The 24,674-nt window shown below is 67.1% G+C and carries 20 protein-coding genes; 15 read left to right on the top strand and 5 right to left on the bottom strand.

From position 1 onward, the window contains the following. The first annotated feature begins 6 nt into the window (after positions 1 to 6). On the top strand, positions 7 to 171 hold the full coding sequence (locus NJD74_RS16905; RefSeq protein WP_019184616.1) for a DUF2934 domain-containing protein: 165 nt from the start codon (positions 7 to 9) through the stop codon (positions 169 to 171). Next, entirely contained in the window at positions 168 to 2,303 is a 2,136-nt protein-coding gene (glgX, locus tag NJD74_RS16900) for a glycogen debranching protein GlgX (RefSeq protein ID WP_070473959.1), read from the top strand. The genes NJD74_RS16905 and glgX overlap by 4 nt, the downstream gene beginning before the upstream one ends. 46 nt (positions 2,304 to 2,349) lie before the next feature. Here the strand turns inward: glgX and NJD74_RS16895 are convergent, their stop codons facing one another. Beyond that, positions 2,350 to 3,258, bottom strand: coding sequence for a LysR family transcriptional regulator (locus NJD74_RS16895; protein WP_319624634.1), 909 nt, complete (start codon positions 3,256 to 3,258; stop codon positions 2,350 to 2,352). Between the two features lie 104 nt (positions 3,259 to 3,362). Here NJD74_RS16895 and NJD74_RS16890 point away from each other — a divergent pair, with 104 nt between their 5' ends. Further along, positions 3,363 to 4,124: an SDR family oxidoreductase gene (locus tag NJD74_RS16890; RefSeq protein ID WP_070473963.1), complete on the top strand. Its 762-nt coding sequence runs from the start codon at positions 3,363 to 3,365 to the stop codon at positions 4,122 to 4,124. Positions 4,125 to 4,329: 205 nt separating this feature from the next. Further along, positions 4,330 to 4,632, top strand: a complete 303-nt coding sequence (locus NJD74_RS16885; RefSeq protein ID WP_037553548.1) for a DUF3817 domain-containing protein — start codon at positions 4,330 to 4,332, stop codon at positions 4,630 to 4,632. 47 nt (positions 4,633 to 4,679) lie between these two features. On the opposite strand, the gene NJD74_RS16880 is transcribed toward NJD74_RS16885, so the two are convergent. The 4 genes from NJD74_RS16880 to NJD74_RS16865 all read right to left on the bottom strand — a co-directional run bounded on the left by NJD74_RS16880 (position 4,680) and on the right by NJD74_RS16865 (position 9,025). Beyond that, positions 4,680 to 5,003 carry a thioredoxin family protein gene (locus NJD74_RS16880; protein ID WP_070473966.1) on the bottom strand — a complete coding sequence of 108 codons (324 nt, stop codon included), beginning with the start codon at positions 5,001 to 5,003 and terminating at the stop codon, positions 4,680 to 4,682. Then, a complete protein-coding gene (locus NJD74_RS16875) occupies positions 4,997 to 5,461 on the bottom strand; it encodes a flavodoxin (protein WP_319624633.1) in 465 nt (154 codons plus the stop codon). The genes NJD74_RS16880 and NJD74_RS16875 overlap by 7 nt, the downstream gene beginning before the upstream one ends. Before the next feature lie 12 nt (positions 5,462 to 5,473). Continuing rightward, on the bottom strand, positions 5,474 to 6,514 hold the full coding sequence (locus NJD74_RS16870; protein ID WP_070425230.1) for a ribonucleotide-diphosphate reductase subunit beta: 1,041 nt from the start codon (positions 6,512 to 6,514) through the stop codon (positions 5,474 to 5,476). 132 nt (positions 6,515 to 6,646) lie between these two features. Continuing rightward, positions 6,647 to 9,025, bottom strand: a complete 2,379-nt coding sequence (locus NJD74_RS16865) for a ribonucleoside-diphosphate reductase subunit alpha (RefSeq protein ID WP_319624632.1) — start codon at positions 9,023 to 9,025, stop codon at positions 6,647 to 6,649. A gap of 470 nt (positions 9,026 to 9,495) precedes the next feature. Here NJD74_RS16865 and NJD74_RS16860 point away from each other — a divergent pair, with 470 nt between their 5' ends. The 11 genes from NJD74_RS16860 (at position 9,496) to NJD74_RS16810 (ending at position 24,659) form a co-directional block, all read left to right on the top strand. Continuing rightward, on the top strand, positions 9,496 to 10,695 hold the full coding sequence (locus NJD74_RS16860; protein ID WP_319624631.1) for an MFS transporter: 1,200 nt from the start codon (positions 9,496 to 9,498) through the stop codon (positions 10,693 to 10,695). After that, on the top strand, positions 10,692 to 11,870 hold the full coding sequence (locus NJD74_RS16855; protein ID WP_070473974.1) for an isochorismate synthase: 1,179 nt from the start codon (positions 10,692 to 10,694) through the stop codon (positions 11,868 to 11,870). The genes NJD74_RS16860 and NJD74_RS16855 overlap by 4 nt, the downstream gene beginning before the upstream one ends. 16 nt (positions 11,871 to 11,886) lie before the next feature. Then, positions 11,887 to 13,539 (top strand): AMP-binding protein, encoded by a 1,653-nt coding sequence (locus tag NJD74_RS16850; protein WP_070473976.1) that lies wholly within the window; start codon positions 11,887 to 11,889, stop codon positions 13,537 to 13,539. Continuing rightward, positions 13,539 to 14,174, top strand: coding sequence for an isochorismatase family protein (locus tag NJD74_RS16845; protein ID WP_319624630.1), 636 nt, complete (start codon positions 13,539 to 13,541; stop codon positions 14,172 to 14,174). Before NJD74_RS16850 ends, NJD74_RS16845 begins: the two co-directional genes overlap by 1 nt. Continuing rightward, positions 14,171 to 14,422 carry a phosphopantetheine-binding protein gene (locus NJD74_RS16840; protein WP_070473980.1) on the top strand — a complete coding sequence of 84 codons (252 nt, stop codon included), beginning with the start codon at positions 14,171 to 14,173 and terminating at the stop codon, positions 14,420 to 14,422. The genes NJD74_RS16845 and NJD74_RS16840 overlap by 4 nt, the downstream gene beginning before the upstream one ends. Next, complete coding sequence (locus NJD74_RS16835; RefSeq protein WP_319624629.1) at positions 14,419 to 18,333, top strand: amino acid adenylation domain-containing protein; 3,915 nt, start codon at positions 14,419 to 14,421, stop codon at positions 18,331 to 18,333. The genes NJD74_RS16840 and NJD74_RS16835 overlap by 4 nt, the downstream gene beginning before the upstream one ends. Beyond that, on the top strand, positions 18,330 to 19,100 hold the full coding sequence (locus NJD74_RS16830; RefSeq protein WP_070473984.1) for a 2,3-dihydro-2,3-dihydroxybenzoate dehydrogenase: 771 nt from the start codon (positions 18,330 to 18,332) through the stop codon (positions 19,098 to 19,100). The genes NJD74_RS16835 and NJD74_RS16830 overlap by 4 nt, the downstream gene beginning before the upstream one ends. A 286-nt stretch (positions 19,101 to 19,386) precedes the next feature. Beyond that, the gene (locus NJD74_RS16825) at positions 19,387 to 20,094 is read left to right on the top strand and encodes a response regulator transcription factor (protein WP_319624628.1); all 708 of its coding nucleotides are present in this window, start codon (positions 19,387 to 19,389) and stop codon (positions 20,092 to 20,094) included. A gap of 156 nt (positions 20,095 to 20,250) precedes the next feature. Then, complete coding sequence (locus NJD74_RS16820) at positions 20,251 to 20,754, top strand: CS1 type fimbrial major subunit (RefSeq protein ID WP_319624627.1); 504 nt, start codon at positions 20,251 to 20,253, stop codon at positions 20,752 to 20,754. Positions 20,755 to 20,805: 51 nt separating this feature from the next. Next, entirely contained in the window at positions 20,806 to 23,529 is a 2,724-nt protein-coding gene (locus NJD74_RS16815) for a TcfC E-set like domain-containing protein (protein ID WP_319624626.1), read from the top strand. Continuing rightward, positions 23,526 to 24,659: a CfaE/CblD family pilus tip adhesin gene (locus NJD74_RS16810; protein WP_319624625.1), complete on the top strand. Its 1,134-nt coding sequence runs from the start codon at positions 23,526 to 23,528 to the stop codon at positions 24,657 to 24,659. The genes NJD74_RS16815 and NJD74_RS16810 overlap by 4 nt, the downstream gene beginning before the upstream one ends. Positions 24,660 to 24,674: the final 15 nt, after the last annotated feature.

Here is a 24,674-nt window from a genome sequence, read left to right as displayed (position 1 = left end):
AGCGCAATGGACGAAAACGAACGACGTGAACGCATCGGGGCCCTGGCCCGCCAGATCTGGGAAGCCGAAGGCCGTCCGGACGGACAGGACCAACGGCATTGGTTGATGGCCGAACGGCTGTTCGATGCCGAGCTGCAGGCCGCGGGCCACACCGTCGAGACGCGCCGATGAGTGCCCGCCAGTTTGCCCAGTCCTCGCGCCTGCGGGGCGGACGCCCCTTCCCGTTGGGGGCCACCTGGGATGGCCTGGGCGTCAACTTCGCGCTGTACAGCCGGCATGCGACCAAGGTCGAGCTGTGCCTGTTCAACGAGCGTGGCCGTGAGGTCGAGCGCATCGTGCTGCCCGAGTACACCGATGAAATCTGGCACGGCTATCTGCCGGACGCACGGCCCGGCCAGCGCTACGGCTACCGGGTGCATGGTCCTTACGCCCCGGAGGCCGGCCACCGGTTCAACCCCAACAAACTGCTGCTGGATCCGTATGCCAAGCAGATCGTCGGCCAGCTCAAGTGGGCGCCGGCGCTGTTCGGCTACACGATCGGGCACAAGGACAAGGACCTGAGCTTCGACAAACGCGACAGCGCGCCGTACATGCCGCGTTGCGCCGTGGTCGATCCGGCCTTCACCTGGGGCCGCGACACCGCACCGGCCACGCCGTGGGAGGACACGGTCATCTACGAAGCCCACCTGCGCGGCCTGTCGATGCTGCACCCACAGGTGCCTGAGCAGGCACGTGGCTCCTTCTCCGCGCTGAAGCAGGACGCGCTGCTGGATCACCTCCGCCAGCTCGGCGTGACTGCGCTGGAACTGCTGCCGATCCATGCCCACGTGGACGACCAGCATCTGCTCGAGCGCGGCCTGCGCAACTACTGGGGCTACAACACGCTGGCCTTCTTCGCGCCCGAACCGCGCTTCATGTCCACCTCCACCATCGCCGAGTTCAAGCAGATGGTGGCCTGCGTGCATGACGCCGGGCTGGAAGTGATCCTGGACGTGGTCTACAACCACACCGCCGAAGGCAACGAGCTCGGCCCGACGCTGTCGTTCAAGGGCATCGACAATGCCAGCTACTACCGGCTTGCCGATGACCCGCGCTACTACATCAACGATACCGGCACCGGCAACACCTTCGACCTGACCAACGCCGGTGCGCTGCGGATGGTGATGGACTCGCTGCGCTACTGGGTGCAGGACATGCACGTGGATGGCTTTCGCTTCGACCTGGCCACCATCCTGGGCCGCGAACGCGCCGGCTTCGATCCATCGGGCAGCTTCATGGATGCCGTGCGCCAGGACCCGGTGCTGAGCCAGGTCAAGCTGATCGCCGAGCCGTGGGACATCGGGCCGGGCGGCTACCAGCTGGGGCAGTTCGCACCGGGCTGGGCCGAATGGAACGACCGTTTCCGTGACAACGTGCGGGCACTGTGGCGCGGCGATGGCGGCCAGCTGGCCGAGTTCGCCACCCGCCTGATGGGTTCGGCCGATCTGTTCAACCACAAGGGACGGCGGCCGGCCGCGTCGGTGAATTTCGTCACCGCCCACGATGGCTTCACCCTCAATGACCTGGTCAGCTACAACGACAAGCACAACGAGGCCAACGGCGAAGACGGGCGCGACGGCAGCGACAACAACATCTCCTTCAACCACGGCGCCGAAGGCCCTACCGAAGACGAGGGCATCAACACGATCCGGGCGCGGCAGATGCGCAACATGCTGGCCAGCCTGCTGCTCGCCCAGGGCACGCCGATGCTGCTGGCCGGGGACGAGTTCGCGCGCAGCCAGGGCGGCAACAACAACGCCTACTGCCAGGACAACCCGCTCACGTGGATCGACTGGCAGCAGGCCGCCAGCCCGGCAGGCCGCCAGCAGTCGCTGTTCGTACGCCGGCTGCTGTCGTTGCGCCGCCGCTACCCGCAGCTGCGCCGCGGCCGCTTCCTGGACGCCCGCGACGAGCAGGGAGAAGGCTATGACGTGCGCTGGCTGCGCCCGGATGGCCAGCCCATGGAAGATGGCGACTGGCATGATGGCGAGGCCCGCAGCCTGGCGCTGCACCTGGGGGCCGCCCGTCAGGAAGACACGCCGCGCGGTCCCGAGCATGCGCACCTGCTGTTGATGTTCAATGCCTCGCACGCGCCGCAGGCGTTCGTGCCGCCCTTGATCGACGATGAACACTGGCGCGTGCTGATCAGCACCATCGACGGTGCGCCGCTGCAGGCGGATGCGGAAGGCCACTGGCCTCTGCCGGACCGCGCGATCGTGGTGCTCAGCAGTCGCCGCAACCGCCATTCCGACACGGAAGGCTGAGCTGACGCTGCCCTCCCGGCACGATGCCGTGCCGGGAGGTCCCAGGTCAGCGCTCCTGGTCCAGCTCGCGCCGGACCACGCCGGCGACCCAGTCCATGAACGCCGCCACCCGTCGCGGTAGATGACGGCGTTGCGCGTAGAGCAGGGTCACCGGCATCGGCTCTGCTTTCACGTCCGCGAGGATCTCCACCAGGGTGCCCGAGGCCAGTGCCTGGCGCACGCCGAGCAGCGGGACCTGGATGATCCCCAGCCCGGCCAGGGCTGTCGCGGTATAGCCCTCGCCACTGTTGACCGTCACCGCACCGCCCATGGGCAGGCTCTGATAGGTCTGCCCGTCGTAATACTCGAATCCGGGCGAACGCTGACCGAGGGTGCTCACGTAATGCACCAGCGCGTGGCCGGCCAGGTCGGCCAGCGTGGTCGGCGTGCCCCGGGCGGCGAGGTAGGCCGGGCTGGCGCAGTTGATGATCGGCAGCTGGCCCAGCGGGCGGGCCACCAGCGTGTTGTCGTCCAGTGGACCGACCCGGAGCACGCAGTCGAACCCTTCGCGGATCAGATCGACCCGGCGGTCGGTACCGCTCACTTCCATCTCCACGCCAGGGTGCTGGGCCAGGAAGGCAGGCAGCTGCGGTATCACCAGTTGCCGGGCCAGCCCGCTGGACATATCCACCCGCAGCCGCCCCTTCAGCTGCGCCGTATCGACCCGGAACATGCCCTGCAGGTCGTCCATGTCATGCAGCAGATCGTGTGCCCGCGCCTGGAACTGGGCACCGTCAGCGGTCAGCTGCACCCGGCGGGTGGTCCGATGCAGCAGTTGCACACCCACATCCGCTTCCAGTCGCTGCACGGCCAGCGACACGCTGGCCTTGGGTAGGCCCAGGCTGTCGGCGGCGCCGGTGAAGGAGCCGAGTTCGGCCACCCGGAGGAAGCAGCGCAGGTGATCGAGGCGATCCATGGATTGTTCGTGATTATTGGATAGTCAAATCAGCATCCGCCGATTTATCCGCGCACGCAACACCAATAGGCTGACAACCATTCCCACAACGCAGGTGTACTGACATGCGCAACGCAACCCGAGTCGTCCTGATCACCGGCGGCAGCCGTGGCCTGGGCCGCAATGCCGCCCTCGCACTGGCCGCCGACGGCGCCGATATCGTGCTCACCTATCGCAGCCAGGCCGGCGCCGCCCAGGAAGTGGTCGCGCAGATCGAAGCACTCGGCCGTCGCGCGGCCGTGCTTCCCTTGGACATGGCCGACAGCACCGGTTTTGCTGACTTCGCCAGCCAGGTCCGCAGCGTGCTTGATGGCTGGGGCGAGACCCATCTGCAGGGCCTGCTCAACAATGCCGGCGAAGGCCTGCACGCGATGATCGCCGACACCACGGTCGATCAGTTCGACGCCCTGGTCGCGGTCCATCTGAAGGGACCGTACTTCCTGACCCAGGCGGTGTTGCCGCTGCTTGCCGATGGCGGCCGCATCCTCAACGTCTCCAGCGGGCTGGCACGCTTCTCGCTGCCGGGCAGCTCGGCCTACGCGATGATGAAGGGTGGCATCGAAGTGTTTACCCGTTACCTGGCCAAGGAACTGGGCGCCCGCGGCATCAGTGCCAACACGCTCGCCCCCGGCGCGATCGAAACCGACTTCGGTGGCGGCCGCGTGCGCGACGACGCGCAGGTCAATGCGATGGTGTCCTCGGTCACCGCGATGGGCCGCCCGGGCAAGCCGGACGACATCGGTCCGGTGGCGGTGGCGCTGCTGTCGCCGCAGACGGCGTGGATCAACGCGCAGCGGGTGGAGGCGTCGGGCGGCATGTTCGTCTGAGATCGCGGGCGGTCAAAGCGGCCATCGTGTGGCACGCGCGGTTCTCATTGCTGGCAGCGGATCGAGGGCCGGTCACGACCGTGGGTCGTGACGCGCTCGGTTGATCGAGTGAGAATGGTTCGCATCAAGCGCCGTCAATGGCTATGATGCGGGTCCTTTCGCCACGCTCGAGCCTGCCTTGAAGACTGCTTCGCCACTCAGCCCGATGGGCCGCGTCTTCGCCACGGTGGCCTTCGTCGAAGCCCTGACGTGGGCCGGCCTGTTGATCGGCATGTACTTCAAGTACCACGCAGCGGATCCAACGCCGGTCGGCGTCAAGGTGTTTGGACCGGTGCACGGCGTCGCCTTCATGGTCTACGTCGTGGTGTCGGTCCTGGCTGCAATCCGTTTGCGTTGGCCGTGGTGGGCCGCACTGCTGGCACTGGCCGCGGCGGTGCCGCCATTGGTCACGCTGCCACTGGAATGGTGGTTCAAGCGCCGGGGGCTGTTGTCCGCGCCGCTGCGTTGAAGCTTCCACGGTAAGCCCGCGCAACCGCGGGCCTGCCCTCCAGGGCGTCACCCATCGCCCAACACCGCCAGGATCTGCTTCGGCGTCTGGAACCCCGCCAGTCGGGCGGTTTCGTGACCGTCGCGCACCACCAGCAGCGTCGGTGTCTGGCGCAACCCCAGCTCGCGGAACAAGCCCTCACCCACAGTTTCCAGCTTCACCTTCAACACCGTCATCCCTGCGTCTGCGATGGCGCCGGAGACACTGGCCAACGACATCTCCAGCATCCGGCACCCGGGGCAATCGTCCTTGTGGAAGTCCACCAGCAGCGCAGGGTGTTCGCGCAGGGCGGCGTGGTAATCCTCAGCGGTCCGGGCGTGCAGGGTCAGCATGTCGTGAATGTCTCGGTAGTGGCCAACACGGCGTCGGTCCAGTGGTGGATGGCGTGGGTGTCGGCGGCGCCGTGCGGCATCTGCTCGATCTCCAGCACGGGGTACGGGGAGTGGAAGAAGCGCGCCAGGCGGTGCGCGGCGCCGCAGTAGTACTCTTCGCCCCATTGGGTCTCGCCGGTGCCGAACACCGCGGCCGGGAAGGGCAGGGGCAACCCGAAACGATCCCGCAGCGCGGCCACGCAGTCCTTCATTTCCGCCGGGGTGCGCCCGGCGTTGTCCGTCCATGAGCCAAGCAGGCACAGGGCGGGGGGATCGGCGGGCAAGGCCAGGGCGATGTCGCCGGCATCGACGTCGAGCCAGTCCACGCGGTGGCCCAGCGCTTCGCAGTGGGCCCGGACCAGCATGGCGACCTCGCGGGTGTTGCCGCTCAGCGAGACGAACGCCAGCAGGATATGCATCGGCATGCGTCCTTACAGATCGTCGAAACCGTTGTCCGAATTGGTCTTCTTGTAGCTGGCGTTGCGCATCTCGAAGAAGTCGGTCTTGGTTTCGGTGAAGTTGTCGGCGTAGGCCTTGATCCACGGCATCACGTTGACGTTGGTCTCGCTGTACAGCTTCTCGATCCCGAGCATGCCGGCCATCTTGTTGGCGCGGTACTTCACGTAGCGGATCATCTCGTCCACATCGATGCCGTCGATGCCGTCGAGCACTTCCCCGGTCCAACGCGTCTCCAGCTGGATGGCGTGCTCGAAGGCCTCGTGTACGTAGGCGGTCAGCTGCTCGCCCTGCAGCGCGGGGTTCTCACCGATGATGGCGCGGATCAATTCGCTGATGAACTTGGTGTGGGCCAGCTCGTCGCGGTTGATGAAGCTGATGATCTTGCCGGTGCCGGTCATGCGGTTCTGGCGGACCAGGTTGTAGAAGAACGCGAAGCCCGAGTAAAAGTTGATGCCTTCCAGGATCGAGGACTGGATCAACGCGCGGATCAGCGTCTCGGCGGTCTTCTCGCGCATGAAGTCATCGTAGGACTGCATGATCGGCGCATTGCGGGCCAGGATGGTCGGGTGGGTACGCGCGATCTCGAACACCCGGTTCTGGTCGGCCAGGCCGGCGATCGAGGCCAGCACGTAGCTGTAGCTTTCGTTGTGGATCACTTCCTGCTGGCCGATGATCGCCGCGTTGGCGTGCGCGGCCGGGTCGGTGATGTACTCGGCGACGTTGTAGATGAAGCGCGTCTGCGGCGAGTCCAGCGTGGCCAGCAGGCCGATGATCGAGTCGTAGGCGTTCTTCTCGCGGGCATTGAGCTCGCCGTACTGGCGCGCGTCACCCTTCATGTCGACTTCGTCGGGAATCCAGAAGTTGGTCGATAGCTCCTTGTACGCCCGGTAGAACGACGGGTAGGGGATGTCGTTCCAGTTGAGGATGCCACTGGTGCGGCCGTTGATGATGCCGGTGGAGCGGTTGGGGTGGCGCGGTTCGAGGATCTTGATGCGTTCGAGGGGGATGGCCATGGGGGTGTGTCCTGGAGCAGAGCCCCCTGAGTCAGGGGGCGGCCGCGAAGCGGCGGGGGTCTGGGTGGTTGTAATGCGGGGCCCATGGTTTGCACAGCGAACCATGGGAGCGTCAGCGCGAATGCGATGCGCCTACCCGCACCATTCGCATTCGGCGATGTCGATATCGTTTGAGCGCACGTAGTAGGTCGTCTTCAGGCCTTCGCGCCAGGCACTCATGTGCAGCGCGAGCAGGGTGCTGGCGCGGATGGTGCTGGGCACGTACAGGTTGAAGCTGATCGACTGGTCCACGTGGCGCTGGCGGCGGGCGTTCTGGCGGATGCTGGCGAACTGGTCGACCCGGTAGGCGCCTTTCTCGTAGTACGGATAGGTCTCCAGCGACAGGTCCGGCGCAGCCACCGGCCGGCGGAAGTCCTTCTTCTCCTCGTAGTAGAAGGCGCCGTACACCGGGTCGATCGAGGCAGTGGAGCCGGCGATCTGGGCGGTGCTCATGTTCGGGGCCACCGCCATCAGCCAGCCATTGCGCAGGCCGTTGACGCCGACCTGCGCGGCCAGTTCGCGCCAGGCCGGGTTGTCATAGCCACGGGCGCGGAAGTACTCGCCGTTCTGCCACTCGCTGCCGACGAACGCGCTGTAGCGCCCCTTTTCCTTGGCCAGGGTCATGCTGGCCTGGATGGTGAGGTAGTTGATGCGCTCGTACAGGCTGTCCGCGTAGTCTTCGGCCTGGGACGAGTTCCACTCGATCTGCTGCAGGGCCAGCAGGTGGTGCCAGCCGAAGGTACCCAGCCCGATCGCGCGGTACTTGCGGTTGGTGATGGTCGCCTGCGGCACCGGCAGCTGGTTGAGGTCGATCACGTTGTCCAGCATCCGCACCTGGATCGGCACGAGGCGCTCGAGCACGTCGCTGGTCAGCAGGTCCGGTGCGGCCGTGACCGCACGGCCCAGATTGATCGAGGACAGGTTGCACACCACGAAATCGCCGGCCTGTCTGGTCGTCACGATCTGGTCGCCGCTGATCATCTCCTGGATCATGCGGGTGGGGCTCATGTTCTGCAGGATCTCGGTGCACAGGTTGCTGGAGTAGATGCTGCCGGCATGCTTGTTCGGGTTCTTCCGGTTCACTTCGTCCCGGTAGAACATGAAGGGATTGCCGGTCTCCAGCTGGCTCACCATGATCCGCTTGAACAGGTCGATGGCCTTGATCGTGCGCCGGCTGATCCGTTCATCGGCCACGACCTCCTCGTACTTCTCGCGGAAGCTGCCCTGGCCGCGCTGCTCATCGTGGAAATCCTGCAGGTACCAGCCCTTGATCCGCTTCACCTCGTACGGATCGAACAGGTACCAGTCGCCACGGCGCTCCACCGCTTCCATGAACAGGTCGGGCAGGCACACCGAGGTGAACACGTCGTGCGCGCGCAGGCGCTGGTCGCCGTTGTTCAGGCGCAGATCGAGGAAGGCCTCGATATCGCGATGCCAGACATCCAGGTACACCGCGATCGCGCCCTTGCGCTGGCCGAGCTGGTCCACGCTCACCGCAGTGTTGTTGAGCTGCTTGATCCACGGCACCACGCCGCCGGAGGAATTGGCCACGCCGCGGATCGCCGAGCCCGCCGAGCGCACATAGCCCAGGTACGCACCCACCCCACCGCCGTGCTTGGAGACGCGCGCCACGTCGGTGTTGGAGTCGTAGATGCCCTGCAGGCTGTCGTCCACCGTGTCGATGAAGCACGAGGACAGCTGGCCGCCGACCTTGCCGGCATTGGCCAGGGTCGGCGTCGCCACCGTCATGTACAGGTTGGACAGCGCCCAGTAGGCCTCGCGCACCAGCAGCATGCGCCGGCGGCGCGAGCGTTCGCCATGCTCGTGTTCGTGCTGCATCAGGTACAGCGCGATGGTCAGCCAGCGTTCCTGCGGCAGCTCGTACACCGCACGCGACTGATCGGTGGCCAGGTAACGGGTCGCCAGCAGGTACAGCCCGTTGTAGGCGAACAGCGTGTCGCGCTCGGGCTCGATCATCTGCCCGGCTTCCTCCAGTTCATCCTTGGAATACGCCTTGAGGATGTCGATCGAGTAGACGTTGCGGTCGGCCAGGCTTTCCTGCAGCCCCACGTACGAGCCGTACTTCAGCGTGGCATCGTAGAAGCGGTTCTTGCTGGCGCGCTTGTACAGCCGCCGCAGGTAGAGGCGGGCGGCGAAGTGCTCCCAGTCCGGCGCGGTCAGGTCGATGCGTGATTCGGCCTCGCGGATCAGCAGGTCCACCATCTCATCGGCGCTGAGCTGCTGCCGCCGGGCGATCTGCCCGAGCACGCTGCGCAGATAGTCGGCCACCTCCAGCTGCGGGAACTCGGCATGCACGCTGTGCACCGTGCGCTCTAGCCGCGTCTGGTCGAAGGGCATGCGTCGATTGCCGCCTTCCTTGGTGATCCAGAGCGTTTCAGTGCCGGTGGCGGCCTCAAGGGCGGTGTCGGTGGGCGGGGTGAGGGTCGAAGCGACGGTGTCGTCGGTGTTCATGCGTTCTCCATGCAGGGCGCAGAGACCAGCAGGCAGCGCGGCAGAGCCGTGCGGCAGCCGGACAGAAGGCGTGATTGGTGGGCAGGCCCTGCGGGTGCAGGAATACGTCGCCGCTGGCTCACATCGGTGGCGACGGGCCGTGCTTCCAGGCGCCGGTCAGGTGGGCGCAACGGGGCGCTCAACAGCAGCGCGGCGTTGCGGCGATGCACCGGGCCTGGCGAAGCGGGGAGCCGATGGGCACAACATAGTGGGGTGGAGGTGACTCGTCAACCGAATATGTAGTGCTTTTTTGTCGCAGGGGGTGTCGCCTGCGGACCTGAACATGCGATACAGATTGCACTATCAAACGCAAATGCGAGCCGTTATCATTTGATGGATCACAGGGCGGTGATGCGTTCGCAACCGGATGGCAGAACCGCGCGCGCGTCGGCGCACCGCGTGGTTCAACTTCTTATTGGCTGTGGTGTTCAATGTCTTCACGTCCTGTCGTTTCCGGTTTGCCCGCTCTCGTTTCCGCCGCGTTGCTCGGCACCATGGCGATGATGGCGTTCGTATCGGTGATCGGCCCGGTGGTGCGGGTGTTGGGCCTGGCCGAGTGGCATGCCGGCCTGTCGGTCACCGCGGCCGGTGTGTTGTGGATGCTGTCGGCGCGCCGCTGGGGCGCACTCAGTGATCGCATCGGGCGCAAGCGCGTGCTGCTGATCGCATTGGCGGCCTACGCGGTGATCTACGTGGCGCTGGCGGTGTTCGTGGATGTAGCGCTGACCTCACCGCCAGCGATCTGGATCTCCGTGCTGGTCCTGGTCGGCACGCGCGCCCTGGTCGGGTTGTTCTACGCTGCCGTGCCACCCACTGCTGCCGCCATCATTGCCGACCAGGCCGCCCCGGGGCAGCGCGGCAGCGTGATGGCCAAGCTTGGCACCGCCAATGCGCTGGGCATGGTGCTGGGCCCGGCCGCCGCCGGTTGGATCGCCTACCAGAATCTCTCGCTTACCCTGTATGTGGCAGCGTTGTTGCCGTTGTTGTCGCTGCTGATGATCTGGTGGCGCCTGCCGAATACGCCGCCCGTCGCGCCGACGCACACCGGCCCGAAACCAACGCTCGGTCTGGGCGATGCGCGCCTGCGCCTGCCATTGCTGGCGGTGTTCGCCGCGATGATCTCGGTCACGGTCGCGCAGGTGACGGTCGGCTTCTTCGCGATTGATCGGCTGCAGCTCTCCCCGGCAAACGGCGCGCGCATGGCCGGGCTGGCCCTAACCGCGGTCGGTGTCGGCCTGATCTTCGCGCAGGGCCTGGTGATGAAGCTCAAGGACATCCGCCCGACGCGCTGGATCCTGGTCGGGGCGCTGATCTCCGGGCTGGGCTTTGCGTCGGTGGCGCTGGTCAGCGTGCCGTGGCAGCTGCTGGCCAGTTACGCGATCGCCGCGTTCGGCATGGGTTTCGTGTTCCCCAATTTCCAGGCGCTGGCGGCCGATTCGGTGGAGGCGCACGAACAGGGCGCTGCGGCGGGCACCGTGGCCTCGGTGCAGGGCATGGGCATGGTGGTCGGGCCGATGATCGGCACACTGCTGTATCGCTGGTCGCCGAGTGCACCGTACCTGCTGGTTGGCGCGGTACTGCTGATCCTGGCGGCCGCTGCGGCCCTGCATCGCACGCGGGGTGCGGCATGAACGAAATGCTCGCCACCGGCGTGCCTGATGAGATGGCCGACACCGCCACGCTCGACACGGCTGACGCGCCGTATTTCCTGCTGCGCAGCCCTCAGCAGGCGATGGAAGCGCAGGGTGTGCGTGCGCGGCTGCCGTCCGGCGCCACCGCCACGCTGGCCGATCGCGTGGCCACGTTCTTTGCCGCACCGCGCTCCGGCCCGCGCCTGCTGGTGGGCGCGGTGCCGTTTGATCCGGAGCAGGGCCATGCGCTGTATCAGCCGGATCAGGTCTCCGGCCAGCCCACAGTGGTCCGTGTGGAAACGCCGACGCTGGTCGGTGATGTGCTCGCCGAACCGTCTGCGGAGGCGTACGCGCAGGCAGTAGCAACTGCTGTCACGGAGCTGCAGCGCAGCGACAGCCCGTTGGAAAAAGTCGTCCTGGCACGCAGCCTGCGGGTCACCACCGCGCAGCCGCTGCATCCGCGCGTACTTGCCGCGCGCCTGGGCAAAGACCCGAGCGTGGCGACGTACGTGGTACCAGTGCCCGCGGGACGCGGCAACGCCCCGGCCTGGCTGGTCGGCGCCACCCCGGAGCTGCTTGTCTCCAAGCGCGGTGACCGCGTGCTGTCGCATCCGCTGGCCGGCTCGGCCCGTCGTTCGGCCGACCCTGCCGAGGATGCACGTGCCGCGGAAACGCTGCTGGCCTCGGCCAAGGACCATGACGAGCACCGCCATGTGGTCGAGGCCATCGTGGCCGCGCTCGCGCCGCTCTGCCATCAGGTCGAGGCACAACCACGGCCGACGCTGCACGCCACTGCCACCATGTGGCATCTCGGTACCCGCATCCACGGCACGCTGAAGGATGCTGCGGTGTCCTCGGCTGCCTTGGTCGCGCTGCTGCATCCCACCCCGGCGGTCTGCGGCACGCCGCGCCAGCCCGCGCTGGAGCTGATCCGCCAGGCCGAGCCGGTCGCGCGGGGCTTTTATGCCGGCGCTGTCGGCTGGACCGATGCCCAAGGTGATGGCGACTGGTACGTGGCGATCCGCTGCGCTCGCGTGCAGGGCACCGAAGTGCGCCTGTATGCCGGTGCCGGCATCGTCGCCGAGTCCCAGCCCGATCTCGAGGTGGCCGAAACGGCTGCCAAGTTCATGGCCCTGCTGACCGCGCTCGGCGTCCGTGACGTTCGTCCTTTCTGATGTGCGGGAGCTGTCCATGAACACATCCTTCTCTTCTTCCCGGGTGCCGCTGCGCCAGGTATGGCCGCCGGCCCTGGTCTCGCGCTATCGCGCGGCCGGCCATTGGCGCGGCGAGACCTTTCCGGGCTTCCTGCGCGAACGCGCCGAGCGCTTCGCCGGTGATATCGCGGTGGTCGGCGGCGATACGCGCCTCACCTATGCCCAGCTGTGGCAGGAGGCGGGTCGCATCGCAGCCGGACTGCTCGCGCAGGGCCTGATCCCGGGCGACCGGGTCGTGGTCCAACTCGGCAACGTGCCCGAATTCGTGACCGTGGTCTGCGGGCTTTTCCGTGCCGGCCTTATCCCCGTCTATGCCTTGCCCGCGCACCGCATCACCGAGGTCGCACACTTTGCCCGCAAGGCCGAGGCCAGTGCCTATGTCACGGCTTCCAGCTACGATGGGTTCGATTACCGCACCCTGGCCCGCGAACTGCAGGCGCAGGTGCCTGACGTGCAGCACATCATCATCGCCGGTGACGCCGCGGCGTTCACTACGCTGGCGTCGCTGGCCGGGGATGTTGAACAGCTGCCGCCCGATCCGGATCCGCAGGCGGTCGCGTTCCTGCAGATCTCCGGGGGCAGCACCGGCCTGTCCAAGCTGATCCCGCGCACGCACGATGACTATCTGTATTCGTTCCGCGCCAGCAACCCGATCTGTGGCATCACCCGGGACAGTGTGTACCTGGTCGCATTACCCGCCGCGCACAACTTCCCAATGAGCTCGCCGGGGTTCTTCGGCACCCTCTACGCCGGTGGCAAGGTAGTGCTCAGCCCGGGTGCGGGCCCGGAGACCGCGTTCGGCTTGATCGCGCGCGAGCGGGTCACCTGTGTTGGCCTGGTTCCGCCGCTGGCGCTGCTGTGGGCGCAGGCCGCTGCCACGACCACCCACGATCTCTCCAGCCTGCAGGTCGTGCAGGTTGGCGGCGCCAAGCTGGTGCCGGAAGCGGCGCGCCGGGTGATCGCCGGGCTGGGCTGCACGCTGCAGCAGGTATTCGGCATGGCCGAGGGCCTGGTCAACTACACCCGTCTGCACGACAGCGAAGAGATCATCGTCTCCACGCAGGGCCGCCCGATCAGCGAGGACGATGAAGTGCTGGTGGTCGACGACCACGGTCATCCCGTCGCAGAAGGTGAGACCGGGCATCTGCTCACCCGCGGCCCGTACACCATCCGCTGCTACCACAACGACCCGGCGGCCAATGCGCGCGCCTTCACCGAGGACGGTTTCTACCGTACCGGCGACATGGTGCAGCGCCTGCCCGGCGGTTATCTGGTCGTGCAGGGCAGGGCCAGCGATCACATCAACCGGGCCGGCGAGAAGATTTCCGCCGAAGAAATCGAAGACCATCTGCTCGCGCACCCCAGCGTGTTCGATGCGGCCGTGGTCTCGATTCCCGACGCGTACCTTGGCGAGCGCAGCTGCGCCTTCATCATTGCCCAGGGCGAGCCGACCAAGGCCGCCAGCCTCAAGGCCTGGGTGCGCAGCCGCGGCCTGGCCGCGTTCAAGGTGCCGGACCAGATCGTGTTCGTCGATGCCTTCGGCACCACGGCGGTCGGCAAGATCAGCCGCCGCGAGCTGCGTGCCCAGCTGCGCGAACGTTTCATGCAACAGACAGGAGAAACGCGCTGATGGCGCTGCCAACGATCCAACCGTACCCCCTGCCGACCCAGGCCGAGCTTCCCACCGCGCGCGGCGCCTGGCAGCCGCAGAGCGAGCGCCTGGCGCTGCTGGTACATGACATGCAGCGGTACTTCCTGGCCGCGTTCGCGCCGGACACCGCACCGCTGGCCCCCGCCGTGGCCAACATCGCGCGCCTGCTCGCGCATTGCCGTGCGCGTGGCATCCCGGTGTTCTATACCGCGCAGCGCGGCCACCAGGACCGCTGCGATCGCGGCCTGCAGGCGGATCTGTGGGGCCCGGGCATGTCCGCAACCGACGAGCACGAAGCCATCATCGAGGCGGTGGCACCGCAGCCGGGCGACCATGTGCTGGTCAAACACCGCTACAGCGCCTTCCAGCGCAGCAACCTGGAAACGATGATGCGCGCCCGTGGACGCGACCAGTTGCTGGTCACCGGTGTCTATGCGCACATCGGCTGCACCGCCACCGTGGCCGAAGGCTTCCAGCGCGACATCGAGAGCTTCATCGCTGCCGATGCCGTCGCCGATTTCTCGCGCGCCGACCACGACCTGGCCCTGCATTGGATCGCCCGTACCTGCGGCATCCCGATGACCACCGATCACCTGCTGGAGACGCTCGCATGACCGCACTCACCCTGGAGCGCATGCGCGCCGATGTCGCCGAGATGCTTGGCGAAGCGCCGGAGGACATCGGCAACGATGAGAACCTGATGGACCTCGGGTTGGATTCGATGCGGGTGCTCGGGCTGGTGCTGGCCTGGGGCAACACCGGCATTGCGCTGGAGTTTGGCCATCTGGCCGAGCACGCCACCCTTGGCGGCTGGTGGAGCGTGGTGCAGCGCCTGCAGAACCGGGGCACGGCCGACGCATGAATGCCAGTGCGGTGCCCGACGCGGCGTGGCCACAGGCGCGCGGCCTGACCGAGGCCCAGGCAGGCCTGTGGTATGCACAGCGTCTTGCGCCGGACAACCCGGCCTTCAATACCGCACACGCGGTGTGGATCGAGGGGGCGCTGGATGTCCCCGCCTTCACACGCGCCGCGGACGGTGCTGCGCTCGAAGCGCAGGCACTGTCGCTGCGCATCGCCGAGGGCGGGCAGGGCACACCGGTGCAGTGGATCGACGCGCAGCATCGTCCGCGGCTGGAAGTGGTTGATCTGTCCTCGCATGCCAACCCGCAGCAGGCGGCGCAGGCTGCCATGCAGCGTGACCGCTTGACGCCGGTCGATCCCGCGCGCGACCGACTCAGCCAGCAGCGGCTGTTCGTGCTGGGTCCCCGCCGGTACGTCTGGTACCTGCGCGTGCATCACCTTGCCGCCGATGGCTATGGCATGGCGTTGTTCTCCGAGCGGGTCTGCACGCGATATGCGCAGGCCCACGACGACGGCACGCTGGCGCCACTGCTGCCGGTGCTGGACGAAGATGCACAGTATCGTGACGGCGAGCGCCGCGTCCGCGATGCCGCGTACTGGAAGGACGCCATGGCCGCTGCACCGGCGGCCGCAGGCCTTGGCGCAGGCATCGCCCCGGCCGCTCCGGATGCGATCCGCTTCGTGACGCCGATGGCACCAGCACTGCGCCAGCATGTATTGGAGGCAGCCACGCGGATCGGCCAACCGTGGCCGGATGTCTTGACCGCGCTGTCCGCCGAATACTCCCGCCGCATCAGTGGCGAAGCCGAGGCCATCATCGGCGTGCCCTTCATGGGTCGGCTGGGCAGCGTCTCCGCGCGCGTGCCGGCGATGGTGATGAATGTGCTGCCGCTGCGGCTGGCGGCCACGCAGGGCAGCGTCGATGATCTGGTCCGCGAGGTGGCCCTGCGCCTGATGCGCGGCCGCCGACATGGCCGCTACCGTGGCGAGCAGCTGCGCCGTGACCTCGGCCTGATCGGCGGCCAGCGGCGTCTGCACGGCCCGCTGGTCAATGTGCAGCCGTTCTACCGGCCGCTGCAGTTGTCTGGTGTGGAGGCGTCGCTGGAGGTGCTGTGCACCGGTCCGGTGGACGATGTGACCCTGGGCTTCCGGGGCGATGGCACGGCCGTGCTGGATCTGGAAATCGAGGCGAACCCCGCGCTGTATACGCCCGCCCAGATCGAGGGGCACGCCGCGCGCCTGCTGCACTTCATCGCGGCCGCGCTGGATGCTCAGGCCGCGGGTGAGGCGCTCAGCACGGTGCCACTGGCCACGCCAGCGGAACAGCAGCGCTATCTGTACGACGTCAACGCCACCGATCATCCGGCGCCGGATGTCAGCCTGGTGGAGCTGATCACCGCGCGCATGGCGCAGACGCCCGACGCCATCGCCGTCGTCTTCGGCGAGGCGAACCTGTCCTTTGGCGAGCTCGAACAGCGCAGCCGGGCTTTGGCGGTGCAGCTGCAGTCGCAGGGCGTGGGCCGCGAATCGCGCGTGGTCGTCGCGCTGCCCAGGTCACTGGAGCTGATCGTCGCCTTGGTCGCCATCCAGCGCGCTGGCGGTGCCTACCTGCCGGTGGACCTTGCTCATCCTGACGCGCGCATCGCGCGCATCCTGCAGTCTGCCGCGCCCGTGTGCGTGCTGGCACTGCCCGAGGATCGCCACCGGTTCGGTGCTGCGCCTGTCCTCAGCCCCGCGGCGTGGTCGCAGGCCACCGACACCCGCCTGGCTACCCAGCCGGCGCCGGGCGACGCGGCTTACGTCATCTACACCTCGGGCTCCACCGGCGAACCCAAGGGCGTGCTGATCGAGCACCGCGCCATCGTCAATCGCCTGGAATGGATGCGCGTCCACTACGGTATCGCGCCGGACGACCGCATCCTGCAGAAGACACCGGCCACCTTCGATGTCTCGGTGTGGGAGTTTTTCCTGCCACTGATCACCGGTGCCACCCTGGTGGTCGCGCCACCCGAGGCGCATCGCGATCCGCTCCTGTTGGCCGCGCTGATCCGCGCGCAGGGCATCACCACCCTGCATTTCGTGCCGTCCATGCTGGAGGCCTTCCTCGCGGCACCGGCATCCCACGGTCTGCAGCTGCGCCGCGTGTTCACCAGTGGCGAAGCACTCGATGCCGATCTGCGCGACCGCTTCCATGCACGCGTGCACGCCGAGCTGCACAATCTCTACGGCCCGACCGAGGCCGCGGTGGATGTCAGCTTCTGGCCGGCCAGCGCGGACGACGCGTCGCGCCCGGTGCCGATCGGCCATCCGGTATGGAACACCCGCTTGTACATCCTCGATGCGGGCATGCAGCCATTGCCCCCGGGCGTGGCGGGCGACCTCTACCTCGGCGGCGTGCAGTTGGCCCGTGGATACCTGGGGCGCGACGACCTCACCGCCGAACGATTCCTGCCCGATCCGTTTGTCAACGGCGGTCGCCTCTATCGCACCGGCGATGTGGCGCGCTGGCGCGACGATGGCGCAGTGGAGTATCTGGGCCGAAGCGACCACCAGGTCAAGCTGCGTGGCCTGCGCATCGAACTTGGGGACATCGATGCCGCGCTGCGTACCGCGCCCGGCATCACCCGGGCCGAGGTGCTCCTGCGCGAGGACCGCCCAGGCGAGCGCCGGCTGGTGGCCTATGTGCCCATCGGCGCGCCCGATGCAGCGGCGCTGCGCGAGCACCTGGTCAAAACGCTGCCGGACTACATGGTGCCGTCCGCCTTCGTCGCCATCGATCACTGGCCGGTGACAGCCAACGGCAAACTGGACCAAAATGCCTTGCCGGCCCCCGCACAGGCATGCACGGAAGGTGTCGCACCCCGGACCAGCACCGAGCGCGAAGTTGCTGCCTTGTTCGCGCAGGCGCTCGGCATCCAGGGCCCCATCGGCATCGAGGCCGACTTCTTCACACTTGGCGGTGACTCGCTGAGCGCGGTTCACCTCCTGCTGGCGATCCAGCAGCGCTGGCGCTGCGATCTGGGCCTGGGCACGGTGTTCGCTGCACCAACGGTCGCCGGTCTGGCGGCGCGCATCGATGCGCCACCGGCCGCGACCGATCATGGCCTCGCGCCACTGATCCAGCTGGCCACCGGCGATGCCGCGCTACCACCGCTGTTCGTCATCCATCCCGCGGGAGGCATCGCCTGGAACTATCGCGACCTCGCGCGTGCGCTGGCACCCGCCCGCGACGTGCATGGGCTGCAATCGCCCGCCCTGGATCTGGAGCAGCCCATGCCCACGACCATCGATGCCCTGGCTGCCAGCTATGTGGACCGGATCCTGGCGTTGAACACGCCGGGCCCGGTGCATCTGCTGGGCTGGTCGGTGGGCGGCATTCTGGCGCAGGCGATGGCGGTCCACCTGCGTGCGCGCGGCCGCGACGTCGGCCTGCTTGCGCTGCTGGATGCCTACCCCAGCGAGTGCTGGCGGGCTGAGCCGGAGCCGGACCCCATCGCGGCAGTGCGGGCGCTGCTCGCCATCGCCGGGCACGATCCCGATGCCCATCCCGAGCTGGACACCCGCGAGCGCATCCTCAGCTTCCTGCGTCGTGGCGACAGCGCGCTGGGCAATTTGCCGGATACGGTGCTTGATGGCGTGGTGCGGGCGGTCACTGGCACCAACCGGTTGATCCGCGCCCACCATCACCGCCACTTCGACGGTCCATTGCTGCACGTCCGCGCCGGGCGCGACCATCTTGCCCGGCCGCAGCTGCAGTCGCGGCTGTGGCAGCCTTACGCCGTTCACCTTGAGGCGCTCGAACTTCCGTTCCTGCATGCCGAACTGACCGGGCGCGACGCGGTCGCCCAGCTCGCCCTTCATCTCAATCACCGGCTCCAGCAATGGGACCGCCGCCTCAAGATGCCCGTATGAAACTCACCGGCTTCAACAACACCATCGCGTTGGTGACCGGCGCCGGGGGTGGCATTGGCGCGGCCCTGGTCAAACAGCTGCGCCAGAGCGGCTGCACCGTGATCGCCACCGATGTGGTGGCACCGGTCATCGCGGATGAGGCAGGGCAGCCCAAGGCCTACGCCAACGCGCTGGATGTGACCGACTCGGCTGCCGTGGATGCACTGGTTGGCTGGATCGAAGCGGAGATCGGCGCGATCGGCTTCGGCATCAACGTCGCCGGGGTACTGCAGACGGGTACCGTCGCCGAGACGGACGATGCGCAATGGCGCAGGGTCTTCGCGGTGAATACGGACGGCGTGTTCCATGTTTCCCGTGCGCTGGCACGGGTGATGTCGCCGCGTCGAAAAGGCGCCCTGGTCACGGTCAGCTCCAACGCGGCTGGGGTACCGCGCCACGGCATGGCCGCCTATGCGGCCTCCAAGGCTGCCTCGACCATGTTCACCCGATGCCTTGGCCTGGAGCTCGCACCGCTTGGCATCCGCTGCAATATCGTCGCCCCGGGGTCGACCCTGACGCCGATGCAGACGGGCATGTGGGCAGACGAGCAGGGCGCAGAACGTGTGATCCAAGGGAGTCTGGAGACATACAAGGCCGGGATTCCCCTACAGAAACTCGCTCGCCCGGATGACATTGTGTACGCCGTCATGTTTCTTCTCTCCGACCAGGCGGGGCACATTGCCATGAGCGACGTTTACGTGGATGGCGGCGCCACACTCCGCGGGTAATTCAGACCGGGTGATTCGATCCAATCACACCGATCAACAGGGCCAACAGCCTCCGCCGCGCCAACTGCGATAGAGCGCGCAGAAACCAATTTATGCAAGTTGGTTCATAGAGAATCGGCCGTCGCCTCGCTTAAGGTGCCGATCAGCCGCGTAGACACTGAAGCTGATACGGTGCTGCAGCTTCGTGCCTGCGTTTTAGCAGGCAGTACGGATGCGTGCTCGTCGCTTGGGGAAGCGGAAGAGCAGATCGACGCGTCTGTGCAGATTCCCTTCTCGAGGCAACGTCATGAAACGCATAGTGATTGCGGACGACCACCCGGTCGTGCGAACCGGGCTTCAATCGATCCTCTCGCGAGACCCGCGCTTCGAGGTCATCGGCGAAGCGGCCGATCCCGAGCAGCTGGAGGAGTTGCTCGCCACCCGCGCCTGCGAACTGCTCATCACCGACCTGTCAATGCCATGGAGCCGTCGCCCGGATGGCGTGCGCATGCTCGCTGCGATTTGCCGCGACTATCCCGGGCTGCCCATCTTGGTAATCACCACCTTCAGCAACGAGCAGATTCTTCGTGCAGTAGCCAAGCTCGGCGTTAGCGGCATCCTGGACAAGACCAGCGCGCTGCCGGTGCTGATCGAGGCGGTCGACGCCGCGCTCGCAGGTGAGCGCTACTTCGCGCCGGTGCTGGAGCAGCGCCTGAGGTGCAAAGTGCAGCGTGGTGCTGGGCTCACCGCCCGTGAGTCAGAGGTGGTCCGGCTTCTCGCACACGGCCTGAGTGTCAAGGATGTCGCCGACATCCATCGGCGGACGATAAGTACCATCAGCCGGCAGAAGGGCGCCGCTATGCGTCGCCTGGGCCTGCACTCGGACTATGCGCTGCTTGATTACGCACAGTCGGTCGGGTTGTCGCCGGGGGGAGGTCCCGGCGGTGAGCGTTGTTCGTTGGCGTCGATCGGAAATCTGCCGCTTGGCCGGCGGACGCCATCCCGCAAGTCTTAACGACCAGCACGCGATGCACACATCCTGTTTTTATCAAGTTGTTGCATGGTGCGCTGCAGCTTGCATCTTTAGTGTTGCGTCCTGCCCGCGGTTGCCGGTCTTCGGCATCTCTCGCTGCGGTCAGTCTCCTCCATCACTTCGCAAGGATAGAACGCAATGACTCTGCTAAAGAAGCTCTCATTGGCCACTGCGCTGGCCGCTGTCTCCCTGTCCGCCAATGCTTTCGACGCCGACATCAAGGTCTGGGCCAATGTCGACCCGACCCTGGCCCTGCTCAAGGCCGATGGCACCGCGCTGGATTCGGTCGTCAACATGGTCCACAACCCGGTCACTGGTCTGGTGCCGTGGTCGCAGCAGGTGCGCGTCTACTCCAACGATGAAGACAAGGACATCGAAGTGCGCGTCGGCAGCACGCCGCAGCTGCTCAACACCGATGGCAGCGGCGCCCCGGTGCCGCTGACCGTCAGCCTCAACGGCAAGGCGCTGACCGTGGCCGCGCAGGACTTCGCCGCCTCGGAGCTGTTCGACGGCGCGCTGCCGGGCGCATCGATCCCGATGCCGCTGCGTATCGCGCAGACCAACCAGGCGCCGATCGCCAAGGGCGGCACCTACGAGGGCATCGTCACCATCGCCATGCAGCAGAAGACCACCAGCCCGTAAGGCGCCCGCGCCGGCCCGCTCCCCGGGCCGGCCGCTTCCGGTAACACCCCCATGAAATCTCCCGCACCCGCCGTCACCCGGCTGGCGGTCGCGCTCGCCCTGTCGTTGGCCACGCCCCTGGTCGCGGCGCGCGGCGTTCCCGCCGGTTTCGAGGATCTGGTCGAAGGCCAGACCGAACAACTCGAGGTACGCCTGTTCGGTCGTTCGACCGGGCTGGTGCCGGTGCGCGTGACATTGGAACACGTGCAGCTGGAGGCCCCGGCGGAGGCGCTGCAGGCATTGCAGCTGCCGGCCGAGGCACAGACCGCGTTGTTGCCAGCGCTGTCGCAGCCGCTGCCGCGCAACAGCCATCTGGCCTGCCGTTACGGCGGCGCCAGCGCCGGCTGCGGTTACATCGATCCCCCCGAGGAGCCTACCGCCGTGCGCGCGCTGTATGACGAGGGCGAGGGCGCGGTGCGCCTGTTCATCGCCCGCCAATGGATCGCCGGCGAGCCGGCCGTCGAGCGTTACCACCAGGTCGACGCCAATGCCGAGAATGCCTTCCTGCACCAGCACACCCTCAATGTCAGCGGTGGCCGTGGCTACCAGTCGCTGGCCGCGCAGGGCATGGGGGCCCTGGGCGTATTACAGCGCGGGCACCTGGCCGCCGACTGGACCTTCAGCCAGCAGCGTTACCAGGCCGGCCGCGCGCACCGCGCGTTCCAGCTGGACAACGCCTACTACCGACACGACCTGGGGCAGCAGCACTACCTGCAGGCCGGGCGCATGGACCGCCGCAACCTGAGCAGCCCGCAGGGCGGCACCTTCAGCTTCAGCATGCTGCCGATGGACCGCTTCCAGGGCCTGCGCGTGGGCACCACGCAGGCCTACGTGGATTCCGCTGCGGCCGTTCAGGCCACGCCGCTCACCGTGCTGCTGGCGCGCGATGCGCGGGTGGATGCCTTTGATGGCGAACGCCTGCTGCAGACCTTCTACCTGCAGGCCGGCGTCAACCAGCTCGACACGCGCCGGTTTCCGCTGGGCAACTACACCATCACCCTGCGCATCTATGAAGACGGCGTGCTGGTGCGCAGCGAGGACGCACCGTTCGACAAGGGCGGTGACTGGACCGACAGCAGCGTGCAGTGGTTCCTGCAGGGCGGCCGCCGTAACGAGCGCCGCAGTGACCGTTTCGATGACGAGATGGCGGCCATGGGCGGGCTGCGCGTGCCTGTGTCGCGCAACGTGGCGGTAACCGCCGGCATCGCTGACTTGGGCGGCTTCAGCTATGGCGAACTGCGCCTGGACCTGCGCCATGTGTTTGCCACCCAGGAAGTGCGCGCCACCTTCAGCGGCATGCACGGCAGCGATGGCAGCCGCGGCCAGCAGCACCAGCTGTCCTACCGCCGCCGCGCCTCGTGGAATGTGTACCACCAGCGCATGCGCGGCCGCGCCTGCCAGTTCGAGGACGATGCGCGCGACCGGCTTGGCTGTGCCGACTCGCTCAGCGCCTCGATGGCGCTGCCGGTGGCCGGCGGCAACGCCTACGTGGCCTATACGCGCCGCCAGACCTGGCGCGCAGGCACCGTGCAGCCGGGGTTGGGGGATGATCCGCTGGCCGGGCTCGACCCGCTGTTGCCGCCGTGGATTCCACAACCCACGCGCGTGCCCCAGCTCAGCCGCACCTGGCAGGCCAGCTACAGCCGCAGCCAGCGCTGGGGCGAGTTCAGTGTGTCCAGTCGTATCGGCGTGTGGCAGCAGACCAGCGGAGGCGGCCTGCGCGATGGGCGCGACCGCGGCGTCTACTTCAACGTCAGCCTCAACCGCCTGCAGCGCGGCGACCGCGGCACCTCGCAGCGGCGCTACGGCGTGGATGTGCGCCAGCCCCAGCACGCGCGGCCGGAGATCAACTACAGCGCCGGGCAGACCCTGCGCCAGGACTACGAGGACCAGTACCGCGAGGTGGCGGCCGAGCTGCGTGGCAACAACAACGAGCGTTACAGCGCCACGCTCAGTGGCCAGCTGCAGAACCGCATTGGCCAGACCGGGGTCACGCTGTCGCGCTACCAGGACCGCAGCGGCGGTGAAATAGCGTATAGCGCCACGCACAACTCCGGCCTGGCGTTTGGCGCGCGTGGGCTCTATTGGGGCGCGGGCATCGGTGCCGATGCCGGGCTGGCGGTGCAGGTGGACGGCAGCGACGACCTGGACCTGACCGGCGTGGCCGCCGAACTGCAGGTAGGCGGGCTGCGCCGGCAGCGGCTGAAGCTGGGCGAACGCCGCCTGCTGCCGGTTTCCGCCTACCAATCGCACCGCGCCGAAGTGCAGGACGCCAGCGCGCTGGACAGCATCGCGGCCGTGCGCGTGAGCGGTGTAGGCGGTGCGCGCCCGCTGTTCCTCTCGCCCGGGCGGCTGGTGCGCATGCCGGTGCCCATTGAAGTGACTTACACCTTCATCGGCAACGCCCACGACATCGCCGGAGCACCGCTGCGCGGCGCCCGCATTCTCAACGCGCCGGTGCCCGGCACCGGCAGCAACGGAGGCTTCGTGGCCGACTTCCCACGACGCGAAAAGACCCTGTACCTGCTGCAGGACGACAGGCTGCTGCACTGCCCGCTGCAGGTGCGCGAGCGCCGTAGCGTGGTGATGCTGGTGGGCGCCGTGCAGTGCGAACCGCTGGCCGTGGCCCAGTTACCTGCTGATATCCGGCATCAGGCACGGGTGACGCGACTGCTGCAGGAGCAGGCGTTGATTGCCGCGACGCCGCAGACCGCGGCCGCAGGAGGTGCGCAGTGAGCCGCCGGGTGTGGTGGGTGATGGCGGTGCTGTGTGCGCTGGTGGTGTTGGCGCCGCGGGCGATGGCGCAGCAGCCGCCGGAGACAGATCCCAGTCCGATAGTTCAGCAGGTGACGCTTGCGTGGGATCGATTGTCCATGCCTGGTGATCTGGAGATTTGGCCAGACAGGACCGTTCTGGGCTTCAGTCGTGACGTGTCGCGCAAGCTTGGCCAGATACATCTGACCTGCCGATCCAGTGTGGATCCTTCGCAAGGCAGCTGCAGAACCTCTGGCGATGAGGATGTGCTGTTCGGATCGTCGGAAATCGTACTCAGGATGGTCGAACAACGATCCGGTCTTCCAACAGAAGTGAGATTGAACGGTTGGTTGCGACGGATCGTGTCGGGTCGTGCATGCACTGGCGATTTCTGGACCCAGCACGTATACCCGCTGTACTCAGCAGCTTGGGACCAATGCAATGTTGATGAGCCGCTAGGTACCGGAGTAAGGCTTGTACTTCCACAAGAGGAACTCAGGAGACTGGTAGCGGGTCAGTGGCACGGTGAGCTCCAGCTCGATCTCAAAGTCGATCCAGCACAAGGAACGGTGCTGACCAATGTCATCTCCTTCGACTTCACCATCACCGACTACAACGCGGTCTCCATCTACTTCCCGCTGTTCGACCAGGTCACCCCGCACGTCGGCTTGAACCTGCAGTACGACCCGCTCGCACAGACCATTGGCGGCCGAACCCAACTCGACATGTGCCTGTATGACGGTCTGGGCTCGCAAAGCCAGTACCTGGGCGTCACCGTGCGCGACAGCGGGCCGCGTCCTCCGGGGCCTTCCGGCTACTCGGTCTGGCATACCGACGGCGGCAGCGACGCCACGCAGCGCGTGGACTACACCGTCACCCTCGATCACAACGGCAGCGCCATACCGCTGCGCAACGGCGTGGAGCAGCTGCTGCACGGCATCGATACCGCAAAGCTGCGCTTGGTGCTGTTGCCCGGCATGACGCAGCCTGTGTTCTGCGTGCCCACGCCATTGACGCTGGACACCCCTCGCGTGCCGGTCAGCAGCAAACGCCCCGGCTACTACGACGGCGACCTCAAGGTGGAACTGCGCGTTCCCACTGTCACGCCCTGATTCCCATGGAGCCCC

Origin of the sequence: Stenotrophomonas sp. RG-453, from assembly GCF_033843685.1 — a bacterium.
GTDB classification, from domain to species: domain Bacteria; phylum Pseudomonadota; class Gammaproteobacteria; order Xanthomonadales; family Xanthomonadaceae; genus Stenotrophomonas; species Stenotrophomonas bentonitica_A.
This window is presented reverse-complemented; position numbering and strand designations above follow the sequence as displayed.